The organism is Bradyrhizobium sp. 187, from assembly GCF_023101005.1.
Classification (GTDB): Bacteria; Pseudomonadota; Alphaproteobacteria; order Rhizobiales; family Xanthobacteraceae; genus Bradyrhizobium; species Bradyrhizobium canariense_D.
The window spans coordinates 6,936,217-6,962,758 of the sequence record NZ_CP064693.1; the positions used below are offsets into that span (position 1 = coordinate 6,936,217).

Consider the following 26,542-nt stretch of genomic DNA (forward strand, 5'->3'; position numbering starts at 1 on the left):
GGACCATATCAAATATCGTCAGCGCTGTTCAATGGCTGTGAGCGGACCGTCCACCACAATCAGGGGACCGGTCCTGAATCTTTGAGGGGGAGCGTCCGGTCTTGAATACCACCATCATGCTGTTCCTGCTGCAGGACGGCATCACCAATGGCGCGATCTATGCGCTGCTCGGCCTGGCGCTGGTGCTGGTGTTCGCCGTCACCCGCGTCATCCTCATTCCCCAAGGCGAATTCGTCACCTATGGCGCGCTGACCTATGCCTCGCTGGCCGCGGGCCAGATGCCGGGTACGGCGAAACTCGCGCTCGCCCTGGGCATTGGCGCCTTCGCGTTCGACCTGTTCGCCGCGCGCAAGGCGCTGCACGGACGCCTGATCCTGCGCAGCGTCATCACCAATATCGTGCTGCCGGCCATCGTGCTGGCGCTGACCGTCTACTACGCCGCTCAGAAGCCGCCGGTTGCGGTCTGCATCGCACTGTCGCTGGTGATCGTGGCGATGATCGGCCTGTTTCTCTACCGCATCGCATTCCAGCCGCTGGCGCACACCTCCGTGCTGGTGCTGTTGATCGCCTCGGTGGGCGTTCACCTCGCGCTTCAGGGTTTGGGCCTTTTGTTCTTCGGCGCCGAAGGCCAGCGCGGACCTGCCGTGCTGTCCGGCTCCTTCACCAGCGGTGCGCTGCGCTTCACCGGCCAGAGCATCACGGTCTATGGCATTACCATCGCCTTCATCGTCGGGCTGTGGCTGTTCTTTGGGTTGACACTTTACGGCAAGGCGCTGCGCGCGACCGCTGTGAACCGGCTCGGTGCCCGGCTCGTCGGCATCCGCACCACGCTATCCGGTCAGATCGCCTTCCTGCTGGCGTCCGTCATCGGCGCACTGTCGGGCATCATGATCGTGCCTATCACGACGCTGTATTACGACTCGGGCTTCCTGATCGGCCTGAAGGGCTTTGTCGCCGCGATCATCGGCGGGCTTGTCAGCTACCCCCTCACCGCCGTCGCGGCGCTAGTCGTCGGCATCGTCGAGGCGTTCTCGTCCTTCTATGCCTCCAACTACAAGGAGGTGATCGTTTTCATGCTCTTGATTCCCGTGCTGCTGCTGCGCTCGCTCGCGGCGCCTGCGGTCGAGGAAGAGAAGGACTGACGCCAAGATGCAGAGCCGGCTCCCCATCCTCATCTTCGCGCTGATCATGGCGGCGATCCCGTTTGTTCCGGGCATGCCCCCATTCTGGATCGTGCTGCTCGACAATATCGGCCTCGCGGCCCTGGTCGCGATGGGCCTCGTGCTGCTGACCGGCGTCGGCGGCCTGACCTCGTTTGGACAAGCGGCCTTCGTCGGCTTCGGCGCCTACACCACCGCGGTGCTGTCGACAACCTACGGCATGTCGCCCTGGCTGACGCTACCACTGTCGCTGCTGGTCAGCGGATTGCTGGCGGTGCTGCTCGGCCTCGTCACCGTCCGTCTCTCCGGCCATTATCTGCCGCTCGGCACGCTCGCCTGGGGACTCGGCTTGTTCTATCTCTTCAGCAAGCTGGAATTTTTGGGAAGAAACGACGGCATCTCGGCGATCCCGCCGCTGTCGATCGGCTCGTTCAAAATGCTCTCGCCCGGCTCGATCTACTACGCGATCTGGGTTGCCGTGATCCTCTCGGCGTTGCTCACGATGAACCTGCTGGACTCCCGCACCGGCCGCGCCATCCGCGCGCTCCGGCGCGGCCATGTCGCGGCCGAGGCGTTCGGCGTGCACACCCCGCGGGCGAAAATGCTGGTGTTCATCCATGCCGCCGTGCTCGCCGGCCTCTCCGGCTGGCTCTACGCCCATCTTCAGCGCGCGGTGAACCCGACGCCGTTCGGCGCGCAGGCGGGCATCGAGTATCTCTTCATCGCCGTGGTCGGCGGCGCCGGCTATGTCTGGGGCGGCGTCCTGGGCGCGGCGCTGGTCGTGGTCCTGAAGGAAGTGCTGCAGAGCTACCTGCCGTTGATCCTGCCCGGCTCGGGCCAGGTCGAGACCATCGTGTTCGGCATCATGCTGGTGGCGTTGCTCCAGCTCGCACCCGGCGGCGTCTGGCCCTGGCTGATGTCGTTCCTGCCCCAGCGTACCAGTGGCAAGAAGCCAGACACTTCGCTGAAACTGGAGCAGCGCACCCGCTCGCCCGGCCAATCCAGCGTCCTGCTCCAGGTCGAGAAGGCGCGGAAACAATTTGGCGGCGTGGTCGCGGTGAACAACGTCTCCTTCGACGTCCAGGCTCGCGAGATCGTCGCGCTGATCGGCCCCAACGGCGCCGGCAAGAGCACCACCTTCAACCTGATCACCGGCGTGCTGTCGGCCAGCTCGGGCTCGATCTCCGTGCTCGGCAACAAGGTCGACAGGGCGCCGCCGCAGGAGATCGTCAAGCTCGGCATCTCCCGCACCTTCCAGCACGTCAAGCTGGTGCCTGATATGACCGTGCTGGAAAACGTCGCGATCGGTGCCCATCTGCGCGGCCATTCGGGGCCGATCTCCTCGATGCTGCGGCTCGACCGCACTGATGAGGCAAAGCTGCTCGCCGAAGCCACCCGCCAGATCGAGCGGGTCGGACTTGGCGAGCAGATGCATCAGCTCGCAGGCTCGCTCTCACTGGGACAGCAACGGATCGTCGAGATCGCCCGTGCGTTGTGCGTCGATCCGATGCTGCTGCTGCTCGACGAGCCGGCCGCCGGCCTGCGCCACATGGAGAAGGAGCGGCTCGCGACGCTGCTGCGCGAGCTGCGCGACGGCGGCATGAGCGTCCTGCTGGTCGAGCACGACATGGGCTTCGTCATGAACCTCGCCGACCGCATCGTGGTGCTCGATTTCGGCACCAAGATCGCGGAAGGAACGCCGGCCACGATCAAGACCAATCCCGAAGTGATCAAGGCCTATCTCGGAGTGGCGGCATGAGCGCGCTGTTGTCCGTCGCCAACGCCCATGTCGCCTATGGCAAGGTCGAGGCCGTGCGCTCGGTCTCGCTCGAAGTCGGCCAGAACCAGATCGTCACCATCGTCGGCGCCAACGGCGCCGGCAAGACCACGCTGCTCTCCGCCATCATCGGCATTTTGCCGCTGAAAGGGCGCGTTTCATTCGCAGGTCAGGACCTGTCGCGGCTCGACATCGAGGACCGCGTCGCCATGGGGCTTGGCCTCGTTCCCGAGCACCGCGAATTGTTCGTGACCATGAATGTCGAGGACAATCTCGAGTTAGGGGCCTTCCGCATCGAGAGAAGCAAGGCGAAAGCCTCGATGGAGCGGGTCTACACGCTGTTTCCGCGGCTCAAGGAGCGGCGCAAGCAGCTCGCCGGCACGCTCTCCGGCGGCGAGCAGCAGATGCTCGCAATGGGCCGCGCACTGATGGGCGAGCCCAAGCTCCTGATGCTGGACGAGCCGAGCCTCGGCCTCGCCCCGATCATCGTCGCCGACATTTTCCGCATCGTCACCGAACTGCGCGCCGCCGGCGTCTCCGTGCTGCTGGTCGAGCAGAACGCGCAGGCGGCATTGAAGATCGCGGATCAGGCCTATGTCATGGAGCTCGGCGAGTTCGTGCTCAGCGGCAAGGCCAGCGACATCGCGGCGAATGAGCGCGTGGCGGCGAGCTATCTCGGCTTCCAGCACGAAGGGGCGAGTGTGTTGTAACTTCGAGACGCGCTTCCTCAAACTCATCTGTCATCGTCCGCCTAGTGCGCAATTGCGCACAGGGGCGGACGATCCAGTATTCCAGAGACCTGTGCTTGAACCGAGGCGCCGCGGCGTACTGGATGCCCCGCCTTCGCGGGGCATGACATCGGAGGATTCAGGGAGAGACGAAGATCGTGGCCTAGCTTGCCCCCTTGTCACCCTTCAGCGCCGCGAGCTCTGCTTCCAGCTCGGCGATCTTCGCATCCCTTGCCGCCAGCGCCGCCGCCACATCTCCAGCGTCGAACTTCTGCGGGATGTGCTGCGGGCAGTTCGTGTCCCACGCTTCGATCTTGAACAGGATCACCTGCTCGGGCCGGGCGCGATAGCCTTTCGGCATCAGCGATGTCGTCAGCGCCTCGTCGTCCTCGACCACCCGCGCTTCGCCCCAGATCTTCACCCGGCGGCGATGGGCGTAGTCCATCACGAAGATGTAGGCCTTGGGATTTTCAGACAGGTTTCCCTGCGTGATGTATTGCCGATTGCCGGCGTAGTCCGTGAAAGCCAGCGTCTGCTTGTCCAGCACCTTCAAGAAGCCCTTCGGGCCGCCACGATGCTGGATGTAGGGCTGGCCGTCGGCCGATGCCGTGGCGAGATAAAAGCTGTTGGCGTCGGCCAGGAACGCCGCGAGGTTCTCATCGACCTCGGTGCGCCAGCCGCGCTGCTCGGCATGGGCATAGCCTTCGCGTGATCCCTTTCGGGTCTGGATCGACTTCACCGCCGGCGTGAACGCCACGTCGCTGGCGTAGGTGTGAGTTGCCGTCATCGGAACATCTCCTGAAATCCCGGCGCATCCCTGCGTCTTCGCCATCCAAAATGGACCTCCCGCCGGCTAAAACAATCATCCCGCTTGACACTTCATCGTTGCGTTATATGCAATAATGCCATGGATCGCCTCGAAGCCATGCATGTTTTCGTCACCGTCGCCGACCTGCGCGGCTTCGCGCCGGCGGCACGAAAACTGCGGCTGTCCCCCTCCGCGGTGACGCGGCTGATCGCGGCGCTGGAGGAGCATCTTGGCGCGCGGCTGTTGCAGCGGACCACCCGTCAAGCGACCCTGACCGACGTCGGCACGCGCTATCTCGAGCGCGCGCGTCGCATCCTCGCCGATGTCGAGGAGGCCGACGGCTCGGCACGGGAGGAGCGCAACCGACCGAGCGGGCGGCTGGTGGTGTCGGCGCCGGTCGGCTTTGGCCGGCTCCATGTCGGGCCTGTCATGATCGCCTACCTCAAGCGCTATCCCGAGGTCGCCTGCGAATTGCGGCTGTCGGACAACCTGGTCAATCTCGTGGAAGATGCCGTCGACGTCGCGGTGCGGATCGGCCATCTCGCCGACTCCTCCCTCGTCGCGCGCCAGGTCGGCGAGATGCGGCGGATCGTGGTGGCGACACCTGGCTATCTCAAGCGCCATGGCGAGCCGAAGACGCCGGAGGCATTGCTCGGGCACCAGACCATCGCCTTCGGTCCATCCGCGAACTGGCGCTTCGTGCAGGACGGCCGCGACATCGAGGTGGCGCCGAATCCACGCTTCGCCAGCAACAGCGCCGACGCCGCCCTGCAATATGCCGAGGCGGGCGGCGGCGTGACCCGGGTGCTGGCCTATCAGGCTGCCGAGGGCCTGCGGCGCGGGCGGCTCAGAATCGTGTTGGCGAAATACGAGCAGCCGGCGTTGCCGATCCACATCGTCTACCCGACCTCGCGCCTGCTCTCCGCCAAGGTGCGTGCCTTCGTCGATCTCGTGGTGGAGACCGCGGAGTGGAAATTCGGGTGACGCCCTCACCCCTTCTTCGGCACTACGCGAAAGGTGCCGCTGGCGCGGGCGATCACGGCGCCGTCGGCCTTCGCGAGGCACTGCGCGAAACAGATCGTGCTGCCGGTCTTGATCGCCTCACCCTCGACCGCGAGCCATTGGCCGATCTCGCCGGCGCCGACATAGTCGACCGACAGCGAGATCGTGACCAACGAGGTCGTCCAGCCCGTCGCCTGCGCGCAGCTGTAGCCCATGGCGGCATCGGCCAGCGCCGCGATCAGGCCGCCATGGATCAGCCCGCGCGCGTTGGTGTGCGGTTTCGCCAGCCGCAATCCCACGGTGACGCCGTTGTCGGTCTTCCTGGAGTAAAGCGGCTCCCAAGGATCGGTGAGCGGGGCTTTGCGAAAGTGCGGCTCGAAGCCGGCGGGAATGTCGGTGCTGGTCATGTCCGTCTCGCGTTGGTGGCTCCCGCCATTGAACGCGGCAGACGGGACAGATGCACCACCTACAAAGTTTTAAACGGAATTTGCGCGGGTGTTTGAAAGGAGTGGCGCCGTCGCCCCGCTATCCCTGTCATCACCCGCGAAAGCGGGTGATCCAGTATTCCAGAGACGGTGACGTGATACGGAGAGGCCGCGGCGTACTGGATGCCCCGCTTTCGCGAGGCATGACGGCGCGCCCTAAAACGGCAGCCCCACGTAATTCTCCGACAGCGAGGTCATCGCGGCCTGCGACTGCGTGACATAGTCGAGCTCGGCGAGCTGGATGCGCGCGCCGATGGTGCCGGTGTCGGGGAATTTGTGCAGCATCGAGGTCATCCACCAGGAGAAGCGCACGGCCTTCCAGACCCGCGCCAGCGCCTTCGCCGAATAGGCATCAATGCCGGCGCTGGATTTTTCGTCGTAGAACTCGCGAAACGCACTCGACAGATAATGCGCGTCGCTCGCGGCCAGGTTCAGCCCCTTGGCGCCGGTCGGCGGCACGATATGGGCGGCGTCACCGCACAGGAACATCCTGCCGAAGCGCATCGGCTCGGCGACGAAGCTGCGCAGCGGCGCAATGCTCTTCTCAATCGAGGGGCCCGTGACCAAGCTGTCGGCGGCGTCCTGGTCGAGCCGGCGCTTGAGCTCGTCCCAGAAACGGTCGTCCGGCCATTGGTCGACGTGGTCGTCGAGCGCGCACTGCACATAGTAACGGCTGCGCCTGGTCGAACGCATGGTGCAGAGCGCAAAGCCACGGGCGTGGTTGGAATAGATCAGCTCGTGGCTGACCGGCGGCGTCTCGGAGAGGATGCCCAGCCAGCCGAACGGATAGATGCGCTCGAACTCCTCGATGGCCGAAGCCGGAACGCTGGCGCGGCTGACGCCGTGAAACCCGTCGCAACCGGCGATGAAATCGCAATCGATGGTGTGGGTGACGCCATCTTTCACGTAGGTTACGCGCGGGTGACCGCCGTCGAAATCCTGCGGCTGCACGTCCTTGGCCTCGTAGACCGAGGTGAGGCCGGCGGCCGTGCGCGCATTCATCAGATCGAGCGTGACCTCGGTCTGGCCGTAGATCATGACCGTCTTGCCGGTCGCAGCCTTCATGTCGATGCGGTGGCGGCGCCCCGAGAAGGTGAGTTCGATCCCTTCATGCACCAGCCCTTCGGCATGCGCCCGTGCGCCGGCGCCGATCTGGTCGAGCAGCGCAACTGTTCCCTCCTCCAGCAGTCCGGCACGGATGCGGCCGAGCACATAGTCCGGGCTCTGCCGCTCCAGAATGACATTGTCGATGCCATAATGATGCAGCAGTTGCCCAAGCAACAATCCTGCCGGCCCCGCCCCGATGATTGCGACTTTTGTCCGCAATACTTGCTCCTCCCGATCCTGTAGGCTTTCGGCGTGGCTCGCTTGTCGCTGCCGTCCGCGCACGATAATTATATCATATAACGGTTGGGCAAAAGGGAGTGCGCGGCGGCACGTCGCGCCAGTTCCGGCTTGAACGCGCCGGCCAACTAGATAACATGTTAATTAACGAGACCGGGCCATCGAAGCCCGCCGTCAAAAGAGGGAGAGACGCGTGATGAGGAAAGCCTGTCTGGCGTTGCTGCTGGCAGCAAGCGTGAGCCCTGCGTTCGCGCAGGACAAGACCTTCGATTTGAAGATCTCGCACTGGGTGCCGGCCTCGCATCCACTACAGAAATCGCTGGAGGACTGGGCTGCTGCGGTCGAGAAGGATTCCGGCGGCACCATCAAGGGCAAGGTGTTTCCGGCCCAGCAGATGGGCAAGGCGTTCGACCATTACGACATGGCGCGCGACGGCATCGCCGACGTCACCTATGTCAATCCCGGCTACCAGCCCGGCCGTTTCCCGATCATCGGCGCTGGCGAATTGCCATTCCTGATCTCGGATGCCAAGGGCGGCTCGATGGGGCTCGACGCCTGGTACCGCAAATACGCCGAGAAGGAGATGAAGGACGTCAAATACTGCCTCGCCTTCGTCCACTCGCCCTCCTCCTTCCATTCCCGCACCAAGAAGATCGTGATGCCGGAGGACGTGAAGGGCCTGAAGATCCGCCCCGCCCACGCCACCATGGCGAACTTCGTCACCTCGCTCGGCGGCACCAATGTGCAATCCTCCGCGCCCGAAGTGCGCGACATCATCGAGCGCGGCGTCGCCGATGGCGTCACCTTCCCCTGGGGCTCGCTGGTGCTGTTCGGCATCGACAAGGTGACCAAATACGACATGGAGGCGCCGCTCTACACCACGACCTTCGTGTTCGTCATGAACAAGGACAAGTACAATGCGATGTCCGACAAGCAGAAGGCCGCGATCGACAAGAATTGCACGGTCGAAATGGCAGGCGTGGTCGGCGAGCACTGGGGCAAGTTCGAGGATGCCGGCATCGACAAGGTCAAGGCGGAGTCCGGTCACGAGGTCTACAAGCTGACGCCCGAGCAGACCGCGGCCTGGAAGAAGGCCGCCGAGCCGCTGGTGAAGACCTGGAGTGACGGCGCGAAGAAGACCGGCGTGGATCCGGACGCGGCGCTTAGCGAGCTGAAGGCCTCGCTGAAGAAGTACAACGCGCTGGCGGAGTAGTTCTTCGTCGAAACACATGCGGCGGCGGGATGCATCTCGCCGCCGTTGTTCTGCACGCGGGTCGAGACGCGAGGAGCACATCGCGCGTCCTCTCCCTCTCCCGCCCGAGGATGGCATCTCTTAGGAAGCTCCCATGAAGCGCAGCTGGATGGATCGTATTATCGATTCGATCGAATGGATTGCAGCGGCTTTCGTCGGCATCGTCGCGCTCGACATCTTCCTGTCGGTGTTGCTTCGCAACACGCTGAACTATTCGATCCCCGATAGTTTCGACATCGGCCGCATGCTGCTCGGCATCCTGATCTTCTGGGGCATCGCCGCGACCTCCTATCGCGGCACCCACATCACCGTCGACCTCGTCTGGGGCAATGTCGGGCCGCGCTACCAGCGCTGGATCGACGTGTTCGCGACCCTGGTGCTGCTGTTCGTCGTGACGGTGCAGACCTGGACGCTGTTCGACAAGGTGCGCGGCACCTACAACGACAACGTCCAGACCTTCGACATGCACATGCCGACCTGGCCGTTCTTCGCGATCGCCTGGATCGGCGACGTCTCGGCCGTGCTGCTGATCGCGATCCGCACCTACCGGTTGATCTTCCATCCCGAAGAGATGCACGACCCCAAGCTGAAGGCGACGGAGTAATCATGAGCACCGATGCCGTCGCCGTAATCGGCTTCGTTTCCCTGTTCGCCCTGATGCTGCTGCGCGTGCCGGTCGGCATGGCCATGGGCCTCGTCGGCGTCTCCGGCTTTTCCTATCTCGTCGGCGCCACGCCGGCGCTGAAGCTGGTCGGCCAGACCTCGATGCGCACGGTGACCGACTACACCTTCGGCGTCATTCCGATGTTTCTGCTGATGGGCTCGTTCGTCAGCAATTCCGGCATGAGTCGCGAGCTGTTCCGCGCCGCCAACGGCTTTGTCGGCCATTTGCGCGGCGGACTCGGCATCGCCACCGTCGGCGCCTGCGGCGGCTTTGCCGCGATCTGCGGCTCCTCGGTCGCGACCGCCGCGACCTTCTCCGCGGTCGCTTACCCCGAGATGCGCCGCTTCGGCTATCCGCAGTCGTTTGCCACCGGCGTGATCGCGGCCGGCGGCACGCTGGGTGCGATGCTGCCGCCCTCCACCGTGCTCGCCGTCTACGGCATCATCACCGAGCAGGACATCGGCAAGCTGTTCATCGCCGGCATCATCCCGGGCATCCTCGCGATGACCATGTACATGATCACGATCTTCCTGATCGGTTATTTCCGGCCCGACTTCCTGCCCAAGGGCAAGGAGCTGCCGTGGCGCGAGCGCTTCGCCGGCCTGAAGGACATCTGGGCGCCGGTGCTGCTGTTCGTGTTCGTCATCGGCGGCCTTTACGGCCTGCCCTATTTGCCGCGCTTCACGCCGACCGAAGCGGGCGGCGTCGGCGCCGCCGGCGCCTTCATCATCGGCGTGGCGACCGGCCGGCTCGACCGCGAGAAGATTCTGGCGTCGCTGCTCCAGGCGACGCGCACGGCCGCCGCCGTGTTCACCGTGCTGATCGGCGCCTTGATCTTCGGCTATTTCCTCACGGTGACGCAGACCCCGCAAAAGGTGACGGAATTCCTCACCGGCCTCGGTCTCGGCCCCTACGGCGTGCTGGCGTTGATCATGGTGATGTATCTCGTGCTCGGCTGCCTGATGGACGCCATGGCGATGATCATCCTCACCGTGCCGATCATCTTCCCCGTGATCATGCATCTCGGTTTCGACCCGATCTGGTTCGGCGTCATCATCGTCATGACGGTCGAGCTCGGCCTGATCCATCCGCCGGTGGGCATGAACGTCTTTGTCATCAAGAGCGTGGTGAAGGACGTTTCCTTCTCCACCATCTTCAAGGGCGTGATTCCGTTCGTGGCGACAGACCTGGTGCGCCTGGTGATCCTGATCGCCTTCCCGCTGCTGGCGACATGGCTGCCGACGCGGATGATGGCGCATTGAGGAGGTGGTAAAGCGGCGAGCTGTCTTTTCCCTCTCCCCTTGTGGGAGAGGGTGGCTCGCCGCAAAGCGGCGAGACGGGTGAGGGGTATATTTCCTCAAGCGCTGATCTGAGTTTGGAGAGGCATACCCCTCATCCGGCGCTTCGCGCCACCTTCTCCCACAAGGGAGAAGGAAGGACAGCGGCGCTAGTTCAATACAGAAAGGTGACCGATGACGGCCCCTACCCTCGAGACCAAATACGTCTTTACCGTCACCGCACGCATCGGCGACGTCGTCACCGCCGGCGAGACCGGTATCGGCATTCGCCGCATCATCCCGATCGTCGGCGGCGAGGTGACGGGTGCGATCACCGGCAAGGTGCTGCCGTTCGGCGCGGACTTCCAGACCATCCGCCCGAATGAGCTGATTGATCTCGAAGCGAAGTACGCGTTCGAAACCGACGACGGTGCCACCGTCTATGTCGAGAACAAGGGCATGCGCTTCGGCCCGGTCGAGCTGTTGCAAAAGCTCAAGCGCGGCGAACCGGTGGATCCCAAACTGATCTATTTCCGCACCGTGCCGAGGTTCGAGACCGGGCACGAGAAGTACCGCTGGCTGATGGAGCACATTTTTGTCGGGTCAGCAGCGCGTCATGCGGATCGAGTCGTGATCGACGTGCATCAGGTGATGTGAAGGCTTCAGTGCCCTTCGCCGTCGTCCCGGCGAAGGCTGGGACCCATACCGCGTGATCTGTCGATCGCGAATAGTCGGAGTACCGAACGACTTGGCCAAACTTCTCCCTGTGGTTATGGCTCCCGGCCTCCGCCGGGACGACACCGCATTTGGAGGGCGCCTTTTGCCCGCCTGACTGACCCAAGAGGCACCTAGCCCCTTGTTGACTCCTCCTGAATTCGTTATACAACATAACTATTCTGACAAGGACGCAAATGACACAGGGAAACGCCGAGACCGCTGACGCGGGCGCCGCCGGGCTTTTGAAGATCGAGCGGGCGGACCGGGTTTTGACCGTCGGCCTCAATCGGCCGGCCAAGCGCAATGCGCTCAACGACGGCATCATCCTGGAGATCGGCGAGTGTTTTGCGGCCCTGCCCGAGGATATCGGCGCCGTCGTCATCCACGGCATCGGCGACCATTTTTCCAGCGGTCTCGACCTCTCCGAACTGACCGACCATGATGCCAGTGGCGGCCTTCTCCATTCCCAGATGTGGCACCGGGTGTTCGACCGCATCCAGTACAGCCGCGTGCCTGTGATCGCCGCGCTCAGGGGCGCCGTGATCGGAGGCGGGCTGGAGCTCGCCTGCGCGGCGCATATCCGTGTCGCCGAACCCTCGACCTATTTCGCGCTGCCGGAGGGGCAGCGCGGCATCTTCGTCGGTGGCGGCGGTTCGGTGCGCCTGCCGCGCCTGATCGGCGTCGCCAGGATGATGGACATGATGCTGACCGGCCGCGTCTATTCCGCGACCGAAGGCACCTCCTACGGCTTTGCGCAATATGTCACGGAAGCCGGCAACGGGCTCGGCAAGGCGATGGAGCTTGCGACCAAGGTCGCCTCCAACGCGCCGCTGACCAACTTCGCCGTGCTCCAGGCGCTGCCGATGATCGCGGAGGCCAATCCGCAGACCGGCCTGTTGATGGAATCGCTGATGGCGACGGTGGCGCAGAGCGACAAAGAGGCAAAACGCAGGATCCGCGAGTTCCTCGAACACAAGACCGCAAAGGTGAAGCCGAAATCATGAGCGCGCAGCCGTCCTCTTCCAGCATGGAGCGCGGCGCGAGCACTTCCCCGCTGCGGCCCATTTCGTTCGGCGATCCCGTCGTCAATATCGAGCGGCGCGACGACGGCACGATTTATCTGCGGCCCAAACAGCCGCTCGGCGATTATCCGGCCCGCATCACCGACCGCCTGCATCGCTGGGCGAGCGCGACGCCCGATCGCGTCTTCATGGCCGAGCGCGAAGGTGGCCGCGGCTGGCGCAAGATCAGCTACGCCGAGCTGCTCGCCGCGAGCCGGCACATCGCCTCAGGGCTCATTGCGCGCGGGCTGTCGGCGGAGCGGCCGGTCGTCATCCTCTCCGGCAATTCGATCGACCACGCATTGCTCGCGTTCGGCGCGTTCTATGCCGGCATTCCGTTCTGCCCGGTGTCGCCGGCCTATTCGCTGGTATCGAAGGATTACGGCAAGCTCTCCTACCTGATGAAGCTGCTGACGCCCGGCCTTGTCTTCGCCGAGGACGCCGACAAGTTCGCCGACGCGCTCGCGGCCAACGTCTCGCTCGGCACCGAGATCGCCGCGTCCTACGGCCACGTGCCGGGCCGCGACGTCACCTTGCTCGCCGACCTCATGGCAACCCCGATCCGCGGCGATCTGGACGAGGTCCACGGCAAGATCGGCCCCGACACCATCGCGAAATTCCTGCTGACCTCGGGCTCGACCGGCAACCCCAAGGCGGTCATCAACACCCAGCGCATGATCTGCGCCAACCAGGTGATGCTGCGCGAGACACTCGCCTTCCTCAGGGACGAGCCGCCCGTCATCATCGACTGGCTGCCCTGGAATCACACTTTTGGCGGCAACCACAATATCGGGCTGACGCTCTACAATGGCGGCTCGATGTATCTCGATGCCGGCAAGCCGGTGCCTGGAGGCATCGAGGAAACCGTGCGCAATCTCCAGGAGATTTCGCCGACGGTCTATTTCAACGTCCCCAAGGGCTACGAGTCGCTGCTGCCTTATCTGCGCGACGACCAGCGCCTCCGCGCAAAATTCTTCGACCGGCTGCACGCGATGTTCTTCTCGGGCGCGGCGCTGTCGCCGTTCGTCTGGAACAGCCTCGACGAGCTGGCGGTGAAGGAAAAAGGCTACCGCGTACCGATGCTGACCGGCCTCGGTGCAACCGAGACCGCGCCGTTCTTCATGTCGGTCAACCCGCGCACCAGCCGCTCCGGCCATGTCGGGCTTCCCGTATCCGGCAATGACGCCAAGCTGGTGCCGAACAACGGCAAGATGGAAGTTCGTTGCAAGGGGCCGAACGTGATGCCCGGCTACTGGCGCCAGCCCGACATCACCGCAAATTCGTTCGACGAAGAAGGCTTCTACAAGCTCGGCGATGCCCTCAAGCCCGTCGATCCCGATGATCTCAATGCCGGCTTCGATTTCGACGGCCGCATCGGTGAGGATTTCAAGCTCGGCAGCGGCACCTGGGTCAGCGTCGGCCCATTGCGCGCGCGCTTCGTCGCGGCTTGCGCGCCGCTGGTGCGCGACGTCGTCATCGCCGGCATCAACCGAGACGAGATCTCCGCGCTCGTCGTGCTCGATCTCGACGGCTGCCGGCTGATCAACCCGACGCTGCCGACCGACGATCTCGTCGTCGCGACCCGCGACCGGCTGGTGCGCGAGGCATTTCGCGAACGGCTGACCCGCTTTCTCAGCGCGGCCACGGGATCCTCGACGCGGATCACGCGCGCGATCCTCATGGACACGCCACTCTCGATCGACAAGGGCGAAGTCACCGACAAGGGCTCGATCAACCAGCGCGCGGTGCTCGAGCATCGCAGCCTGCTGATCGAGGAGCTCTACGCTGCCAATCCATCGGACCGTGTGATATCGGTCGGGTAAGAGGACGTCGCACCTAGGGAGAACGCCATGTTGTTGAAGGATCAGGCTGTCATCGTCACGGGCGGCGCGTCGGGACTGGGCGCGGCGACCGCGCGTAAGCTGGCGGCGCAGGGCGCCAGGGTCGCGGTGTGCGACCTCAATGCCAAGCTCGCCGAAACTGTCGCCGCCGAGATCAAGGGCGTGGCTGTGGCTTGCGACGTCTCCGATGCGGCTTCCGCTGAGGCTGCGATCGCCCAAGCGACCAAGTCCCATGGACCCGCGCGCGTGCTGGTCAATTGCGCCGGCATCGGCGTTGCCAAGCGCGTCGTCGGCCGCGACGGCCCGATGGCGCTCGCCGATTTCGACAAGGTGATCAAGGTCAATTTGATCGGCACCTTCAACATGCTCCGCCTTGCCGCGAACGAGATGTCCAAGCTCGAGCCGCAGGCAACCGGCGAGCGCGGCGTCATCATCAACACGGCATCCGTTGCCGCTTATGACGGCCAGATCGGGCAATCGGCCTATTCGGCCTCCAAGGGCGGCATCGTCGGCATGACGCTGCCGATCGCGCGCGAGCTGGCGCAGTTCGGCGTCCGCGTGCTGACGATCGCGCCCGGCCTGTTCCTCACGCCGCTGCTCGCCAACCTGCCGCAGGAAGCCCAGGACTCGCTCGCCGCCGCGATCCCGTTCCCGCGCCGGCTCGGCCACGCCGACGAGTTCGCGGCGCTCGCCCTGCACATGGTCGAGAATTCCTACCTCAACGGCGAAGTGGTGCGCCTCGACGGCTCGCTGCGCATGGCGCCGAAATAGGGCGCGGCATATGTTCGTGAACCGGCGCGACGTCCAGATCCAGTGGGGTGACTGCGACCCCGCCAACATCGTCTATTACCCGCGTTATTTCGCGATGTTCGACGATTCGACGTCGACCCTGTTCGAAGTCGCCGGCTTCTCCAAGCAGGACCTGGTCAAGAAATACGGCCTGGTGGGCATTCCCATGGTCGATACACGCGCCAAGTTCTACATCCCCTCGACTTATGGCGACTGGATCACCATCGAAACCAAGATCGAGAGCATCAAGCGCTCGAGTTTCGAGGTGAAGCACAGCGTCTTCAAGGGCGAGGCGCTGGCTATCGAGGGTTTCGAGACCCGTGTCCTGGTCGGGCGCGACCCCGTTAACCCCGACAAACTGAAATCGGCACCGTTTCCTGCGGAAATGGTAGCCAAATTCACGGGGAGCGAGGCCCGGAGCTAAATCGCCACATCACCAAAAGAGGGGGCTGAATTACCCCCGATTTCTGCTTTCAAAGAAACACATAAAGGGAGGAATAGATGAAACGCTTTTACCTGACCGCCGCCGTCACCGCGGCTGCGCTTGCGCTGCCGGCCGTGCCCGCGCGGGCTCAGACCGCCGAGGTCACCATCGGCATCACCACCACCACGACCGGCCCGGGCGCAGCGCTGGGCATTCCCGAGCGCAATGCGCTGGAGTTCGTGCCGAAGGAGATCGGCGGCGTGCCGCTGAAGGTGATCGTACTCGACGACGGCGGCGATCCGACCACCGCGACCACCAACGCCCGCCGCTTCGTGACCGAATCCAAGGCCGACATCATCATGGGCTCGGCGCTGACGCCGCCGACCATCGCGGTGTCCAACGTCGCCAACGAAGCCGGCATTCCGCATTTCGGCCTGGCGCCGTTCCCGATTACGCCGGAGCGCATGAAGTGGTCGGTGGCGATGCCGCAGCCGATCCCGATCGTGGGCAAGGTGCTGTACGACCACATGAAGTCGAAGGGTGTGAAGACCGTCGGTTATATCGGCTATTCCGACTCCTATGGCGACCTCTGGTTCAACGATTTGAAGGCGCAGGCCGTGCCGATGGGCATAACCATCGCCGACGAGGAGCGCTTCGCTCGCCCCGACACGTCGGTGACCGGACAGGTGCTGAAGCTCGTGGCGGCGAATCCCGATGCCATTCTGGTCGGCGCTTCCGGCACCGCGGCCGCGCTGCCGCAGACCGAGCTACGCGAGCGTGGCTATCAGGGCCTGATCTACCAGACCCATGGCGCCGCCAGTATGGACTTCATCCGTATCGCCGGCAAAGCTGCGGAAGGCGTGCTGATGGCCTCTGGTCCCGTCATGGATCCCGAGGACCAGCCGGACGAAGCCGCCACCAAGAAGCCGGGCCTCGCGCTCAACTCGGCCTATGAAGCCAAGTACGGCCCGAACAGCCGCAGCCAGTTCGCCGGTCACTCTTACGACGCCTTCGAGATTCTCAAGCGCATCATCCCGGCGGCACTCAAGACGGCGAAGCCAGGCACGCCGGAATTCCGCGAGGCGATTCGCCAGGCGCTGCTGTCGGAGAAGGAGCTTGCGGCGAGCCAAGGCGTCTACAATTTCACCGAAAAGGATCGCTACGGCCTCGACGAGCGCTCGCGCATCCTGCTCACGGTGAAGAACGGCAAGTACACGCTGGTGAAATAGACGCAGCGGCAGGATTGAGACGACGAGAGCCGGCCCGATGGGCCGGCTCTTTTTGTTTGCAGCGAGCGTAATGCCGGATCGCGTTTGAACAACAGCACCGCTCTCTGAGTTCCCTCCTCCCTTGTGGGGGAGGGGACACACCTTTCTCGGGGCGCTAGATGAGTCTCATTCCAGGCCTCAAGCCGCCTGCCGCAGCGGGGTCCAGGCGAACTCCGGATAGTAACTGTCCATCATCCGGTCGACATAAGCGGTGAGGTTCGGAAATCCTTCGGCGCGACGGCGCAGTGCGGATTCGAAGAACGGCGTCAGGATCCCGGCGAGTGCACCGAAGGCGGTGGCATCGACGCCGCAGGGCTTGTTGCCCATCAGATAGGACTTGTCGCCGAGCTGCACCGAGAGCGCAAACAGCGAGCGCACGGCGAGATCGACGTCGTCATCGGGCGCGTGGCGGCCGAGTCCGGAGAGCAGGTAGTTCTCGGCGACACGGAATTGCGCGTCCTCGCGCAACTTCTCGCGATTGTGCTCCGGCGCGCCGTCGAAGAAATGCGCAGGCCCCTTGGCGAAGTTGACCGGATCGACCCAGCGCGCCCCGACCAGCGCAAAATAAACGTGATGCTCGATCATGCGTTCGAATGCCCAGGCCTGCGCGCGCTCGACGAGCGACAGACCGGCGTCGAAATCGAAGCCGTAGCGGCGCTCGATATGGGCGCGGATGAAAGTGGAATCGGCCACCGCCTCGCCGCCATCGTCGATGAAGGGCAGCTGCCCCTTGGGTGATGCGGGTGGCATCGCCCGCTCCTTCCGGTAGGGCAATCCCGCCATCTTGAGCTGCACCTCCGTCTTGGTGACGAAGGGGCTGATTTCCGGCAGGCCGAAGCCGGCGCCAAAGCCGTAAAGCGTGATCATGAAGGCTCTCCTGAAACGACCGAAAGAGTTGAGGGAACTTAACCGCGGGCTGCTGCCACCATGGTGGCAGCAGCCGTGATATCTTCTGCGAAACGGGCCCCCCGCCAGGCGCGGGCCATGACATGACGGACCAGCGCGTCCGCGGCCTGCACCAGGAAGCGAGCCACCATGGTCGCGAGCGCAAGGCGGAGGTCGAGGACCATGAGATCAAGGGATACGAGGCGGCCGAACGCCCATGCGTACCAAGCTCGGGCTTGCAAACGCGGGACTTGCAAAGGCTGGACCTGTAAAGGCGGGGTCCGCCATAGCGCAGCGGCCGGGCCGAAATGAGTTGGAATGATCATGGACAAATCCTCTTCAGTCGACGTGTTGTCCCGGTATAGAACTCCCCTGCTGCCAACATCCTGTCAGCAGCCGCGCGCCGCCTTCTGAAAAACCACCGACAAGAGATCCGTCATGAGACGCGCCGACCGGCTGTTTCAAATCATCCAGGTGCTGAGGCGCACGCGTAAGCCGCTGACGGCGGACGCCATCGCGGCCGAGCTCGAGACCTCGAAGCGCACGATCTATCGCGACATCGCCACGCTGATCGGCCAGCGCGTGCCGATCCGTGGTGAAGCCGGCATGGGCTACATCCTGGAAAAGGGTTTTGACCTGCCGCCTTTGATGCTGACACCCGACGAAATCGAGGCGGCGGTGCTGGGCGCGCAATGGGTCGCCGGCCATGCCGATCCCGCGCTGGCGCGTGCGGCTGAAGATCTGATGGCCAAGATCGCCGACACTGTCCCTGAGCGCCTGCGTCCGTTCGTGCTGGAGCCGGCAAGCCGGGCCCGACCGAGCTGGAACAGGGAGCCGGACCGCTTGGACATGGCTCGCACGCGCACCCAGATCCACGAAGGCAAGAAGATCATGCTGCGCTATCGCGACGAGCAGGGCCGCGCCAGCGAGCGCATGATCTGGCCGATTTCGATCGGCTATCTCGAAGCCGTGCGCCTGCTCGCGGCCTGGTGCGAGCTGCGCGGCGACTTCCGCAGCTTCCGCACCGACCGCGTGGTCGACGCGAGCTATCCCGACGAGAGATATCCTGAAAGGCGCGACGTGCTGCGCGCGAAATGGCGCCAGAGCCTGGTCTGGGGCCCGCCAAAGGACACGTGACGATGGATGAGAACGCCCCGATCGACCTGTCGAGCTGTTGCCAGAGTTGCGGCGCCTGCTGCGGCTATTCGGCGAACTGGCCGCGCTTCTCGATCGAGAGCGACGAGGAGCTTGCCGCGATTCCCGAAGCGCTCGTCAACGACCGTCAATCCGGCATGCGCTGCGAAGGCGATCGCTGTTCGGCGTTGCAGGGGAACATTGGAAAAGCGACCGCGTGCGGCATCTATGCAGTGCGGCCGGACGTGTGCCGCACCTGCATGCCGGGCGATGCCGAATGCGCGATGGCGCGACGGAAATTCGGGCTGCCGGTGATAGAGGCCGCCGGCGCATGATCCGGAAAAGTGTGCAGCGGTTTTCCGCCGAGATCATACGCCAATAGAGAGCTAGAGCGCGATCGATCGTGCTTTAGGCCGGGACGGCTTCGCCGATCTCGTCGTCGATCTCGTCGTCCAGCGGCGCGAGCACCGAGAGCGGCTTGGTCGACAGCGTGATCGGCTTGCGGCCACCCGACAGCGACGGCGAGGATTTCGCCGCGCCTTCGCGCGCAAGCGCGTAGAGCGTCGAACCGACACGGCCGCCGTTCTCGATCAGGTCGCGCTCGTTACAGCTGCCAGCGATCGCGACCGCCAGCGAGTGCAGATGGCTGCGCCGATAGCAGAACAGCGCCAGCCTGGCGCGCGCGTCAGGGGAAACACTTTCAACCAGCTTCGGCAGGCCACTCTCGCTGGCGCGGTACATCTCGCCAAGGAGTTCGTCGCGGACCGGGCAGGAATCGCCTTCAAAGGTATCGCGGCTTGAAAACATTGCAGTTCTCCCTCGTCTGGGAAGATGCAGTGCAATTCTCTAATGAAAGGTTAACCACGCTGCCCGGTAGTCACCCGGGGGTCCTTGCGCGTGGGCCGCGAATCAATGGGCTGGGCGGGGATCCAGCCGCGCTATCTGAGCCGATGAGTCAGGCGCGAACGCCTCCACGCGTCATGGCCGGGCTTGTCCCGGCCATCCACGGAAAGCCGAGAGGCGCGAAGAACGTGGATGCCCGGGACAAGCCCGGGCATGACGACCTCTTGTGGATGCCGATGGACGACCACCTACGCGCCGAGGCCGCCAGCGGTCAGTTCGCCGCCATGAAGATGGAGAGGCCGAAGCCAGTCAGATGGTGCAGGGCCTGGTCGACACCGATCAGGGTCCAGAACCAGGGATGCGCAAGATCGACACCGAAATTGGCTGAGACGAGGCCCTTGGCGCGGTCGATCGTGATGTGGATGACGAAGTCGATCAGCGCCACAAACCAGAATTTCGGCGCCACGATCAGGATCAGCGGCAGCGCAACCGCAAGGTGAACCAGGCAGTGCACCAGGAGCGGCAGGGCCCAGCCGTGCTTCTGGTCCTTGCCGTGCGCCATCCAGGCGGTCTGGAGGACGAAATCGGCGATGATGTGCTTGAACGTCAGCAGCAACATCCAACCAATGAGGGCTTCGACCGGAACCGCCGATGACAGAGGTGGAAACGACAAGGCGCCCTCGTTGACGTGACAAGAAGAATTGGAGCGTTCAGCGCAATCTCTTCCTGGACCGGTCAAATCGCCGGGACTTGCGATTTATGACACCTCCCGCGGCGGAATGCAGCCGGGGGGAACCGGAAAATCGCCAACTGTGGCTAACTGGTGATAGGATGACCAATCGCCGGGGCCGAGTTGAGTAAGGTTACCTTCGGCTCGGAATTTGCATTCCGCGGCCTGCGCGCTACCATCGTCAGTAGAGAATATCGTTCTTTTTTCAGACGTTTACGAATTACAGGGCGACCGCAGCGATCACATCCGCAAGCCGCCCGCCACCGGAAGCATAAGGCCAGAGTGCTGCCATGAGTACTGAGGGCCCGACCTCATCGCCGATCGAGCCACCGCCCCGGCGACCCAAGGTGATCAAGACCAATCAGCAGCAGGTCTTCCTCTACGTCGTGCTGACCCTGCTGTTGTCGCTTGCCACCGTCTGGGGCGGCCGCATGCTGGTGCACAATTCGGAGACGCTGACCTTTGCGGTCGGCGCCCCCAACAGCGACGAGGCGCTGTTCGCAGCCAAGCTCGCCGCCGTCCTGAAGAACAACGCCTCGCGCTTCCGGATCAAGATCGTCAACAACGCCGACAACGCCAAGGCGATCGCCCAGTTCGATCGCAAGCAGGCCGACCTCGCGGTGCTGCGCACCGACGCCAAGGTGCCGCTGCGGGCACGCACGCTCGCGATCCTCGAGCACGATATCGTGCTGCTGCTCGGGCCCGGAAACAAGAAGATCAAGTCGCTCGCCGAGCTGAAGAAGAAGAAGGTCGCCGTCGTCGCCGACAACGACTCCGCGCTCGTCTTCGTCCGCGGTATCCTCGACGTTCCGGAGGGTGCGGACGCGGGGAGGATCCGGATGGCGCCACAGGGCGCTACACTCGACAAGCTGTTCGCGCCGGCGAGCGGCTTTGGCGCAGTCGTCGCCATCGTCCACGCCTCGCGGGCGGTGCGGGACAAGGCGTATGAGCAGGTCGCCAGGCGCGGCGGCTTCACGCTGAACGCGATCGACGAGGCGAAAGCGCTGGCGCGCAAGATCCCCGGCATTTCCAGCGAGATGCTGACGGCGGGCACGCTGTCTGCATCGCCGGAAATTCCCGGCGACGATCTCGACACGATCGGGCTCGAATGGTTGCTGGTCGCCCAATCCAGGATGTCGCCGACGGCGGCCGGGGAGCTCGCGCGCACCGTCTACGAGAACAAGTCCGCGCTCGGGCTCGACAGCGGCTTTGCCACTAGGATCGAGCCCGCCTCCGTCGAGAAGGACGCCTTCGTGATGGCGCATCAAGGGGCGGCCGACTACATCAACGACGACACCAAGTCGTTCATGGATAAGTACAGCGACCTGATGTATCTCGGCGCTGCCGCGCTCAGCGTCATCGGCTCGATCTTCGCCGCGATCTACGCCAAGATCACCCGGATCGCGCCGGAGAAGGCCAGCGAGCTGGCCACCGCCATCCTCGACATCGGCGAGCGGATCGAACATGCGCATTCGCTCGACCAGCTCGAATGTCTCCAGGACGAGCTGGAAGGCATTTTACGCGGCGCCGTCATCGGCCTCAGAGACGGCACGATCAGTACCGACGGGCTCGACACCTTCAAGCTCGGCTACGAATTCGTCCGCGACGAGATCGGCATGCGCCGCGACTATCTCAAGCGCCATGCGGGCGCGGGCGAGAAGGCCGCTCAGGATGTGGCCCCTTCCCAGCACGACGAGAGCAATGTCGTGGTGGTGAAGACAGCTCAGAGTGCCTGACCCATCAATTTGAGGACCTACGGCGACGCCTTGCCGGCACGTCTTCGAGCGACCGGGGGCCCTAGGCCGGGAACCGTCCCTGTCCACAACCGTTTGTTCTCGGATCAACCGGAGACCGCGCCATGCGTGCACTCCTCATCATCTTCCTGCTGGGAATGTTGGCCGCGGTTGGCTATTTCGTTTATTCCGCGATGGCGGTCGAGGGCGAGCCGATCCCGACGGAAGGCTACGTGGCGCTGGCGTTGGGGGCCGGTTTTTCCGTTCTTGTCGGCATCGGCTTGATGGTGCTGCTGTTCTTCAGCAGCCGTCGCGGCTACGACGAACCGCCGCATTTCAAGTAGCGGCGCGTGGTCCGGCGGACCGTCGTTGACGGCCTCGAGCCGGGCAGGCACTTTGGCAGCGAGGTTCCAGCCGGGGACCGCAAAGACGAAACTGAGCCGCCTGCTCGCATGTCCAAGCCGCTGATCTCCGCTCTGGCCCAGTTCGCGGCCGCCACGGCCGGCCGCAACATGACCAGGGCGGCCTATGTGGCCGTCGCCGTCGGCGTGCTTGCCATGGTGCTCCTGACGGTCAACCCGGCCTATGAGACGGCACATCGCTGGGTCGACGCCCTGCTTTGGACCTGTCTCGTGTACTTCGTATACGAATGGGTGGTCCGGCTGCGCCATATGACGCGACAGGGGCGCCTTGCACTCTACATGTCCTCCTCCGCCGGGCTGGTCGACGCGGTCGGTGCGTTGGCCGTGCCGGCCGCGCTGATTCTCGGGATCGAGCCCAGGACGGCGTGGCTGCTCAGCGTGCTCTGGGTGCTGAAGGTGGTGCCGGGCATTCCCGGCCTGCGGCAGCTCCGCCGCGTGCTGGTGCTGGAATCGGGGCCGCTGGTCAGCGTGCTCGTGATCTTCCTGATGGTGGTCTTCCTGGCCTCGGTTGCCGAATATTTCCTGGAGCGGGACGTGCAGCCGCAGACGTTCGGCAGCGTGCCGGCCGCGCTGTGGTGGGCCGTCGCAACCCTGACGACGACGGGCTATGGCGACGTGGTGCCGGTGACGCCGCTGGGCCGCATGGTGGCGGCGCTGGTGATGATCTCCGGCCTCGGTGTGTTCGGCCTCTGGACCGGTATTTTGGCGACCGGCTTTGCCGCGGAGACCCGGCGCGACAATTTCCTCAAGACCTGGGAATCCGTCAGCAAGGTGCCGTTCTTTGCAGCGCTTGGACCGGCCGCCATCGCCGACGTCACCCACATGCTGCGCACCATGGAGCTGCCGGCGCGCACCATGATCATCCGCAAGGGTGCGCAGGGCGACTGCATGTATTTCATCGCCGCCGGCGAGGTCGAGGTCGACCTGCCCGGCAAGAAGGTGCGGCTCGGCGATGGCGCCTTCTTCGGCGAGATGGCCTTGCTCGGCAACAATTTGCGCGGCGCCAACGTCTCGACCACCAAGGTGTCGCGGCTTCTTGTGCTCGACCTCGTCGACTTCCGCGTGCTGATGGCGCGGCATCCCGATCTCGCCGAGACCATCGATGCCGAGGCGAAGCGGCGCACGCTCGAAAACAAATAAATGGCGACAAGCAAAATAAATGGAGACAAGAATGTCGGACACAGCCGACGCAGCCACTGGCCCGGTGCTCGAACTCGTTGGCGCACGCGCCACCATCCGCCTCAACCGGCCCAAACATCTCAACCGGCTCCAGGCCGAGGATCTCGGCGAACTGGTCAAACTGTTCGACCGGGTCGAGGCCGATCCTGCTATCCGCGTGCTGGTGCTGACCGGCACGGGGCGCGCCTTCTCCGCCGGCTATGACCTCAATTCCGTTGCCGAGCGCGCGGTCAGTGCGAACGAGCAGCAGAGCGCGGGATCGGCGTTCGAGGTGGTCGTCAACCGGCTGGAGGATCTCGGCGTCCCCACGATCTGCCGGCTCAACGGCGGCGTCTATGGCGGCGCGACCGACCTCGCGCTTGCCTGCGACTTCCGCATCGGCGTCGATACCGCCGAGATGTTCATGCCCGCGGCACGGCTCGGGCTGCATTACTACAGCAGCGGCATCAAGCGTTACGTGACGCGGCTCGGCGTCGACAATGCAAAAAAACTGTTCCTGACCGCGCAAAAGATCAGCGCGCCGGAGATGCTGCGGATCGGCTATCTCACCGACATGGTGGCGTTGGAGCTTCTGGACGAGGAGGTCGACAGGCTCGCTGCGATCCTCGCCGGCAACGCGCCGCAGGCGATGCGCGGCATGAAGCGCGCCATCAACGAATTCGCCCGCGGCGAATTGGACGCGCAAGCCGCCGATCAGCGTCACCGCGACAGCATGCGCGGCGACGAGATCAAGGAAGGCATCAAGGCGTTCGCGGAGAAGCGACCGCCGAAATTCTGATCAAGCCCGCTTCGACCGCATCGCGCGCACCTGCGTGAGCCTGGGATCGCGGGCAAGCGCCTTGTAGTGTTTGCTCTCGATGGGATAGATCGCGATCCGGCCCTTGCTATCGGCATGAACGCCCCAGCCGAAGCGCTTGCCCAGGCTCGACGCCCTCATGCACGCCTGCCCTCGGGAGAAGAACGCTTCGCGGGCCGCCTGCTTCTCCGTTTTCGTCGCCTTCACGGCGAGTTCGCGTCCCGACGCAGAGGTCGCGAAGATCACGTCGTCGGACGTGTATTTGTAAGGCGCCTTGGCGATCATCCCGTATTGCAGGCACGCCACCGTCGGCTTTCCCGCGCGCAGCGGCGGCTCTTCGCCGGTACGCGCAGGACAATCTTCAGCAACCTGGATGAAGGTGTTGAAGCAGTTGGTCGTGTGCACCGGCTTCGTCATCTGCAACCCCGGTTCATTCAACCGCCAGCCGCCGCAGCATGCTGCGCCGCCATCTCAGCGTCCGCTGCGTTGATGCGCTGGAACGCGGGCCGCGAGGTCATGCGTTCGGCATAGCGGACGAACACGTCCTTTTTCGGCACAATGCCGAACATCATGGTCCAGCTGAACGCGACGCCCCACAGCACGTCGGCGCCCGTCATGCGCTCGCCGAGCAGATACGGGCCCTTCGACAGCTGCGCCTCGAGCGCGCCGAGCATGATGTCATAGTCGGCATACGGCGATTGCGTGATCGGTGCCGGCTCGCGCTGCATGAACTTGTCGATCAGGGCCGGCTCGAACGAGGCGCCGTAATAGGCGATCCAGCGCAGATACGGGCCGCGCAGCGGATCGTTCAGCGCGGGTGTCAGCCCCGCCTGCGGAAACAAATCGGCTAGATAGATGGTGATCGCGACCTGCTCGGTCACCAGCGCGTTGCGGTGGTGGATCGCCGGCACCTTGCCGAGCGGGTTGATGGCGAGATAGGCCGGCTGGCGCTGCTCGCCGGCCTTCATGTTGAGGACACGAAGATCATAAGGCGCTCCCAGTTCCTCCAGCAGCACCCGCGTGCCGGTGGCCCGGGTTTGCGGCGAATAATACAGCGTGATGCGGTTCGGATCAGTCATGGCGGTCTCCATCTGCCGGCTGGCGATGGCGTTGTAGCGGACCATACCTGACATCCTGTGTCAGGTATGGTTTAAGGAATCATGCGCGCGAGCCGGATGCTGTCGATCCTCACCACCCTCCAGGCCAAGGGGCAGGTCACCGCGCCCGAGCTCGCGCAGGCCTGCGAAGTCTCGGTGCGCACGATCTACCGCGACATCGACGCGCTCGCGGCGTCCGGCGTCCCCGTCTATGCCGACCGCGGGGCGGAGGGCGGCTATCGCCTGCTCGACGGCTATCGCGTGCGGCTGAACGGTCTGTCGCAGAGCGAGGCGGAAGCGCTGTTTCTGGGGGGATTGCCGGGCCCAGCGGCGGCGTTCGGGCTGGATGCGGCGATGATCGCCGCACAGAACAAGCTGATGGCCGCGCTGCCCGCCAATTTGCGCGAAGACGCCGGACGGATGCAGGAGCGCTTTCACCTCGACGCGCCGGGCTGGTTCGGCGAGGCGGAAGAACCGAAGCATCTGCGCACGATCGCCGCCGCGACCCTGCGCGGGACACTGATCAAGATCCGCTACCAGAGCTGGCGCGCCGAGAAGCAGCGTCGCGTCGCGCCGCTCGGTCTCGTGCTGAAAGGGGGCAGCTGGTATCTCGCAGGTCTGGTCGACGGCAGCGTGCGGACCTATCGCGTCGCGCGCGTGCTCGACTGCACCGCGCTCGACGATCGGTGTGAGCGGCCCGCCGGTTTCGATCTCGCCGGCTATTGGCGGGATGCAACGCTGCGTCTTGAGGCCGAGATGCATCCCAATGTCGCGATCGTTCGGCTGTCGCCCTTCGGCGTGAAACTGCTCGATGCCCTGAGCCAGCCTTACGTCAGGGCGCGTACGCAGCTCGAAGAGACCGCGGATGCGGACGGCTGGCGCATTGCCAGAGTGCCGACCGGCAAGACGTCATGGCATGCCGCCGCCGAATTGTTGCGGCTCGGGCCCGAGGCCGAAGTGCTGGAGCCGGCCGACCTGCGCGAGAAGATGGCCGAGCTGACAGAGGCGATGGCTGTGCGCTATCGCGCGGCGCGGAAAACAGGACGGCGGCGCGACGCGCCGCGACCGACGAAACACTCCTGAAACACGATTCTCCCCGCGCTGCATGAACGCATTCGCGTTTCGG

The 26,542-nt window shown here is 64.4% G+C and carries 29 protein-coding genes; 20 read left to right on the forward strand and 9 right to left on the reverse strand.

The features are described 5' to 3' along the window. The first annotated feature begins 101 nt into the window (after window positions 1-101). The 3 genes from IVB19_RS33505 to IVB19_RS33515 are packed head-to-tail and all read left to right on the forward strand — an operon-like array spanning window position 102 to window position 3,647. Window positions 102-1,142 carry a branched-chain amino acid ABC transporter permease gene (locus IVB19_RS33505; protein WP_026233590.1) on the forward strand — a complete coding sequence of 347 codons (1,041 nt, stop codon included), beginning with the start codon at window positions 102-104 and terminating at the stop codon, window positions 1,140-1,142. Window positions 1,143-1,149: 7 nt separating this feature from the next. Then, on the forward strand, window positions 1,150-2,919 hold the full coding sequence (locus IVB19_RS33510) for a branched-chain amino acid ABC transporter ATP-binding protein/permease (protein ID WP_018458476.1): 1,770 nt from the start codon (window positions 1,150-1,152) through the stop codon (window positions 2,917-2,919). After that, entirely contained in the window at window positions 2,916-3,647 is a 732-nt protein-coding gene (locus IVB19_RS33515; RefSeq protein ID WP_018458475.1) for an ABC transporter ATP-binding protein, read from the forward strand. Before IVB19_RS33510 ends, IVB19_RS33515 begins: the two co-directional genes overlap by 4 nt. A gap of 181 nt (window positions 3,648-3,828) precedes the next feature. On the opposite strand, the gene IVB19_RS33520 is transcribed toward IVB19_RS33515, so the two are convergent. Next, complete coding sequence (locus tag IVB19_RS33520) at window positions 3,829-4,452, reverse strand: pyridoxamine 5'-phosphate oxidase family protein (protein ID WP_018458474.1); 624 nt, start codon at window positions 4,450-4,452, stop codon at window positions 3,829-3,831. A gap of 120 nt (window positions 4,453-4,572) precedes the next feature. On the opposite strand from IVB19_RS33520, the gene IVB19_RS33525 reads away from it, so the two are divergent. Further along, complete coding sequence (locus IVB19_RS33525) at window positions 4,573-5,457, forward strand: LysR family transcriptional regulator (RefSeq protein ID WP_247820777.1); 885 nt, start codon at window positions 4,573-4,575, stop codon at window positions 5,455-5,457. 5 nt (window positions 5,458-5,462) lie between these two features. Here IVB19_RS33525 and IVB19_RS33530 read toward each other — a convergent pair whose 3' ends face one another. Beyond that, entirely contained in the window at window positions 5,463-5,882 is a 420-nt protein-coding gene (locus IVB19_RS33530) for a PaaI family thioesterase (RefSeq protein WP_018458472.1), read from the reverse strand. 234 nt (window positions 5,883-6,116) lie between these two features. Beyond that, on the reverse strand, window positions 6,117-7,286 hold the full coding sequence (gene pobA, locus IVB19_RS33535; protein WP_026233588.1) for a 4-hydroxybenzoate 3-monooxygenase: 1,170 nt from the start codon (window positions 7,284-7,286) through the stop codon (window positions 6,117-6,119). Window positions 7,287-7,500: 214 nt separating this feature from the next. Between pobA and IVB19_RS33540 the strand changes: the two genes are divergently transcribed. From IVB19_RS33540 to IVB19_RS33580, 9 genes are all read left to right on the forward strand, one after another. Continuing rightward, window positions 7,501-8,517 carry a TRAP transporter substrate-binding protein gene (locus IVB19_RS33540; RefSeq protein WP_018458470.1) on the forward strand — a complete coding sequence of 339 codons (1,017 nt, stop codon included), beginning with the start codon at window positions 7,501-7,503 and terminating at the stop codon, window positions 8,515-8,517. A 133-nt stretch (window positions 8,518-8,650) separates the two neighbouring features. After that, window positions 8,651-9,160 carry a TRAP transporter small permease gene (locus IVB19_RS33545; RefSeq protein WP_018458469.1) on the forward strand — a complete coding sequence of 170 codons (510 nt, stop codon included), beginning with the start codon at window positions 8,651-8,653 and terminating at the stop codon, window positions 9,158-9,160. Between the two features lie 2 nt (window positions 9,161-9,162). Further along, a complete protein-coding gene (locus tag IVB19_RS33550; RefSeq protein WP_018458468.1) occupies window positions 9,163-10,482 on the forward strand; it encodes a TRAP transporter large permease in 1,320 nt (439 codons plus the stop codon). Between the two features lie 210 nt (window positions 10,483-10,692). Then, a complete protein-coding gene (locus IVB19_RS33555; protein WP_018458467.1) occupies window positions 10,693-11,154 on the forward strand; it encodes a DUF3237 domain-containing protein in 462 nt (153 codons plus the stop codon). A 254-nt stretch (window positions 11,155-11,408) separates the two neighbouring features. Further along, entirely contained in the window at window positions 11,409-12,218 is an 810-nt protein-coding gene (locus tag IVB19_RS33560; protein ID WP_018458466.1) for a crotonase/enoyl-CoA hydratase family protein, read from the forward strand. Next, on the forward strand, window positions 12,215-14,098 hold the full coding sequence (locus IVB19_RS33565; RefSeq protein ID WP_247820778.1) for a feruloyl-CoA synthase: 1,884 nt from the start codon (window positions 12,215-12,217) through the stop codon (window positions 14,096-14,098). The genes IVB19_RS33560 and IVB19_RS33565 overlap by 4 nt, the downstream gene beginning before the upstream one ends. 27 nt (window positions 14,099-14,125) lie before the next feature. Continuing rightward, the gene (locus IVB19_RS33570; RefSeq protein WP_018458464.1) at window positions 14,126-14,887 is read left to right on the forward strand and encodes an SDR family NAD(P)-dependent oxidoreductase; all 762 of its coding nucleotides are present in this window, start codon (window positions 14,126-14,128) and stop codon (window positions 14,885-14,887) included. A gap of 10 nt (window positions 14,888-14,897) precedes the next feature. After that, window positions 14,898-15,329: an acyl-CoA thioesterase gene (locus IVB19_RS33575; protein WP_018458463.1), complete on the forward strand. Its 432-nt coding sequence runs from the start codon at window positions 14,898-14,900 to the stop codon at window positions 15,327-15,329. A 77-nt stretch (window positions 15,330-15,406) separates the two neighbouring features. Then, window positions 15,407-16,558, forward strand: a complete 1,152-nt coding sequence (locus IVB19_RS33580) for an ABC transporter substrate-binding protein (RefSeq protein WP_018458462.1) — start codon at window positions 15,407-15,409, stop codon at window positions 16,556-16,558. Between the two features lie 177 nt (window positions 16,559-16,735). Here IVB19_RS33580 and IVB19_RS33585 read toward each other — a convergent pair whose 3' ends face one another. Next, on the reverse strand, window positions 16,736-17,464 hold the full coding sequence (locus IVB19_RS33585; protein ID WP_018458461.1) for a glutathione S-transferase family protein: 729 nt from the start codon (window positions 17,462-17,464) through the stop codon (window positions 16,736-16,738). A 38-nt stretch (window positions 17,465-17,502) separates the two neighbouring features. After that, complete coding sequence (locus tag IVB19_RS33590) at window positions 17,503-17,808, reverse strand: hypothetical protein (RefSeq protein WP_247294194.1); 306 nt, start codon at window positions 17,806-17,808, stop codon at window positions 17,503-17,505. Between the two features lie 112 nt (window positions 17,809-17,920). On the opposite strand from IVB19_RS33590, the gene IVB19_RS33595 reads away from it, so the two are divergent. Both IVB19_RS33595 and IVB19_RS33600 read left to right on the forward strand, forming a co-directional pair. Then, window positions 17,921-18,619, forward strand: coding sequence for a helix-turn-helix transcriptional regulator (locus IVB19_RS33595; protein WP_007599649.1), 699 nt, complete (start codon window positions 17,921-17,923; stop codon window positions 18,617-18,619). 2 nt (window positions 18,620-18,621) lie between these two features. Next, window positions 18,622-18,951: a YkgJ family cysteine cluster protein gene (locus IVB19_RS33600; protein ID WP_018458459.1), complete on the forward strand. Its 330-nt coding sequence runs from the start codon at window positions 18,622-18,624 to the stop codon at window positions 18,949-18,951. 73 nt (window positions 18,952-19,024) lie between these two features. Here the strand turns inward: IVB19_RS33600 and IVB19_RS33605 are convergent, their stop codons facing one another. Both IVB19_RS33605 and IVB19_RS33610 read right to left on the reverse strand, forming a co-directional pair. Then, the gene (locus IVB19_RS33605; protein ID WP_247820779.1) at window positions 19,025-19,423 is read right to left on the reverse strand and encodes a hypothetical protein; all 399 of its coding nucleotides are present in this window, start codon (window positions 19,421-19,423) and stop codon (window positions 19,025-19,027) included. 307 nt (window positions 19,424-19,730) lie between these two features. Beyond that, on the reverse strand, window positions 19,731-20,078 hold the full coding sequence (locus tag IVB19_RS33610) for a DUF3307 domain-containing protein (protein WP_018458457.1): 348 nt from the start codon (window positions 20,076-20,078) through the stop codon (window positions 19,731-19,733). A 401-nt stretch (window positions 20,079-20,479) separates the two neighbouring features. Between IVB19_RS33610 and IVB19_RS33615 the strand changes: the two genes are divergently transcribed. From IVB19_RS33615 to IVB19_RS33630, 4 genes are all read left to right on the forward strand, one after another. Continuing rightward, window positions 20,480-21,925 (forward strand): type 2 periplasmic-binding domain-containing protein, encoded by a 1,446-nt coding sequence (locus IVB19_RS33615; RefSeq protein WP_247820780.1) that lies wholly within the window; start codon window positions 20,480-20,482, stop codon window positions 21,923-21,925. Window positions 21,926-22,047: 122 nt separating this feature from the next. Continuing rightward, window positions 22,048-22,266, forward strand: a complete 219-nt coding sequence (locus IVB19_RS33620; RefSeq protein WP_018459453.1) for a hypothetical protein — start codon at window positions 22,048-22,050, stop codon at window positions 22,264-22,266. Between the two features lie 108 nt (window positions 22,267-22,374). Further along, window positions 22,375-23,484 (forward strand): cyclic nucleotide-gated ion channel, encoded by a 1,110-nt coding sequence (locus tag IVB19_RS33625; RefSeq protein ID WP_026233815.1) that lies wholly within the window; start codon window positions 22,375-22,377, stop codon window positions 23,482-23,484. Window positions 23,485-23,515: 31 nt separating this feature from the next. Further along, window positions 23,516-24,301 (forward strand): enoyl-CoA hydratase/isomerase family protein, encoded by a 786-nt coding sequence (locus IVB19_RS33630; protein WP_247820781.1) that lies wholly within the window; start codon window positions 23,516-23,518, stop codon window positions 24,299-24,301. Here the strand turns inward: IVB19_RS33630 and IVB19_RS33635 are convergent, their stop codons facing one another. Together IVB19_RS33635 and IVB19_RS33640 are read right to left on the reverse strand one after the other, a co-directional pair. Then, window positions 24,302-24,736 (reverse strand): DUF6157 family protein, encoded by a 435-nt coding sequence (locus tag IVB19_RS33635; protein WP_018459450.1) that lies wholly within the window; start codon window positions 24,734-24,736, stop codon window positions 24,302-24,304. It lies immediately after the preceding gene. A 17-nt stretch (window positions 24,737-24,753) separates the two neighbouring features. Further along, window positions 24,754-25,398: a glutathione S-transferase family protein gene (locus tag IVB19_RS33640; protein WP_026233814.1), complete on the reverse strand. Its 645-nt coding sequence runs from the start codon at window positions 25,396-25,398 to the stop codon at window positions 24,754-24,756. An 81-nt stretch (window positions 25,399-25,479) separates the two neighbouring features. Here IVB19_RS33640 and IVB19_RS33645 point away from each other — a divergent pair, with 81 nt between their 5' ends. Beyond that, window positions 25,480-26,499, forward strand: coding sequence for a helix-turn-helix transcriptional regulator (locus tag IVB19_RS33645; RefSeq protein WP_085361649.1), 1,020 nt, complete (start codon window positions 25,480-25,482; stop codon window positions 26,497-26,499). Window positions 26,500-26,542 lie beyond the last annotated feature (43 nt).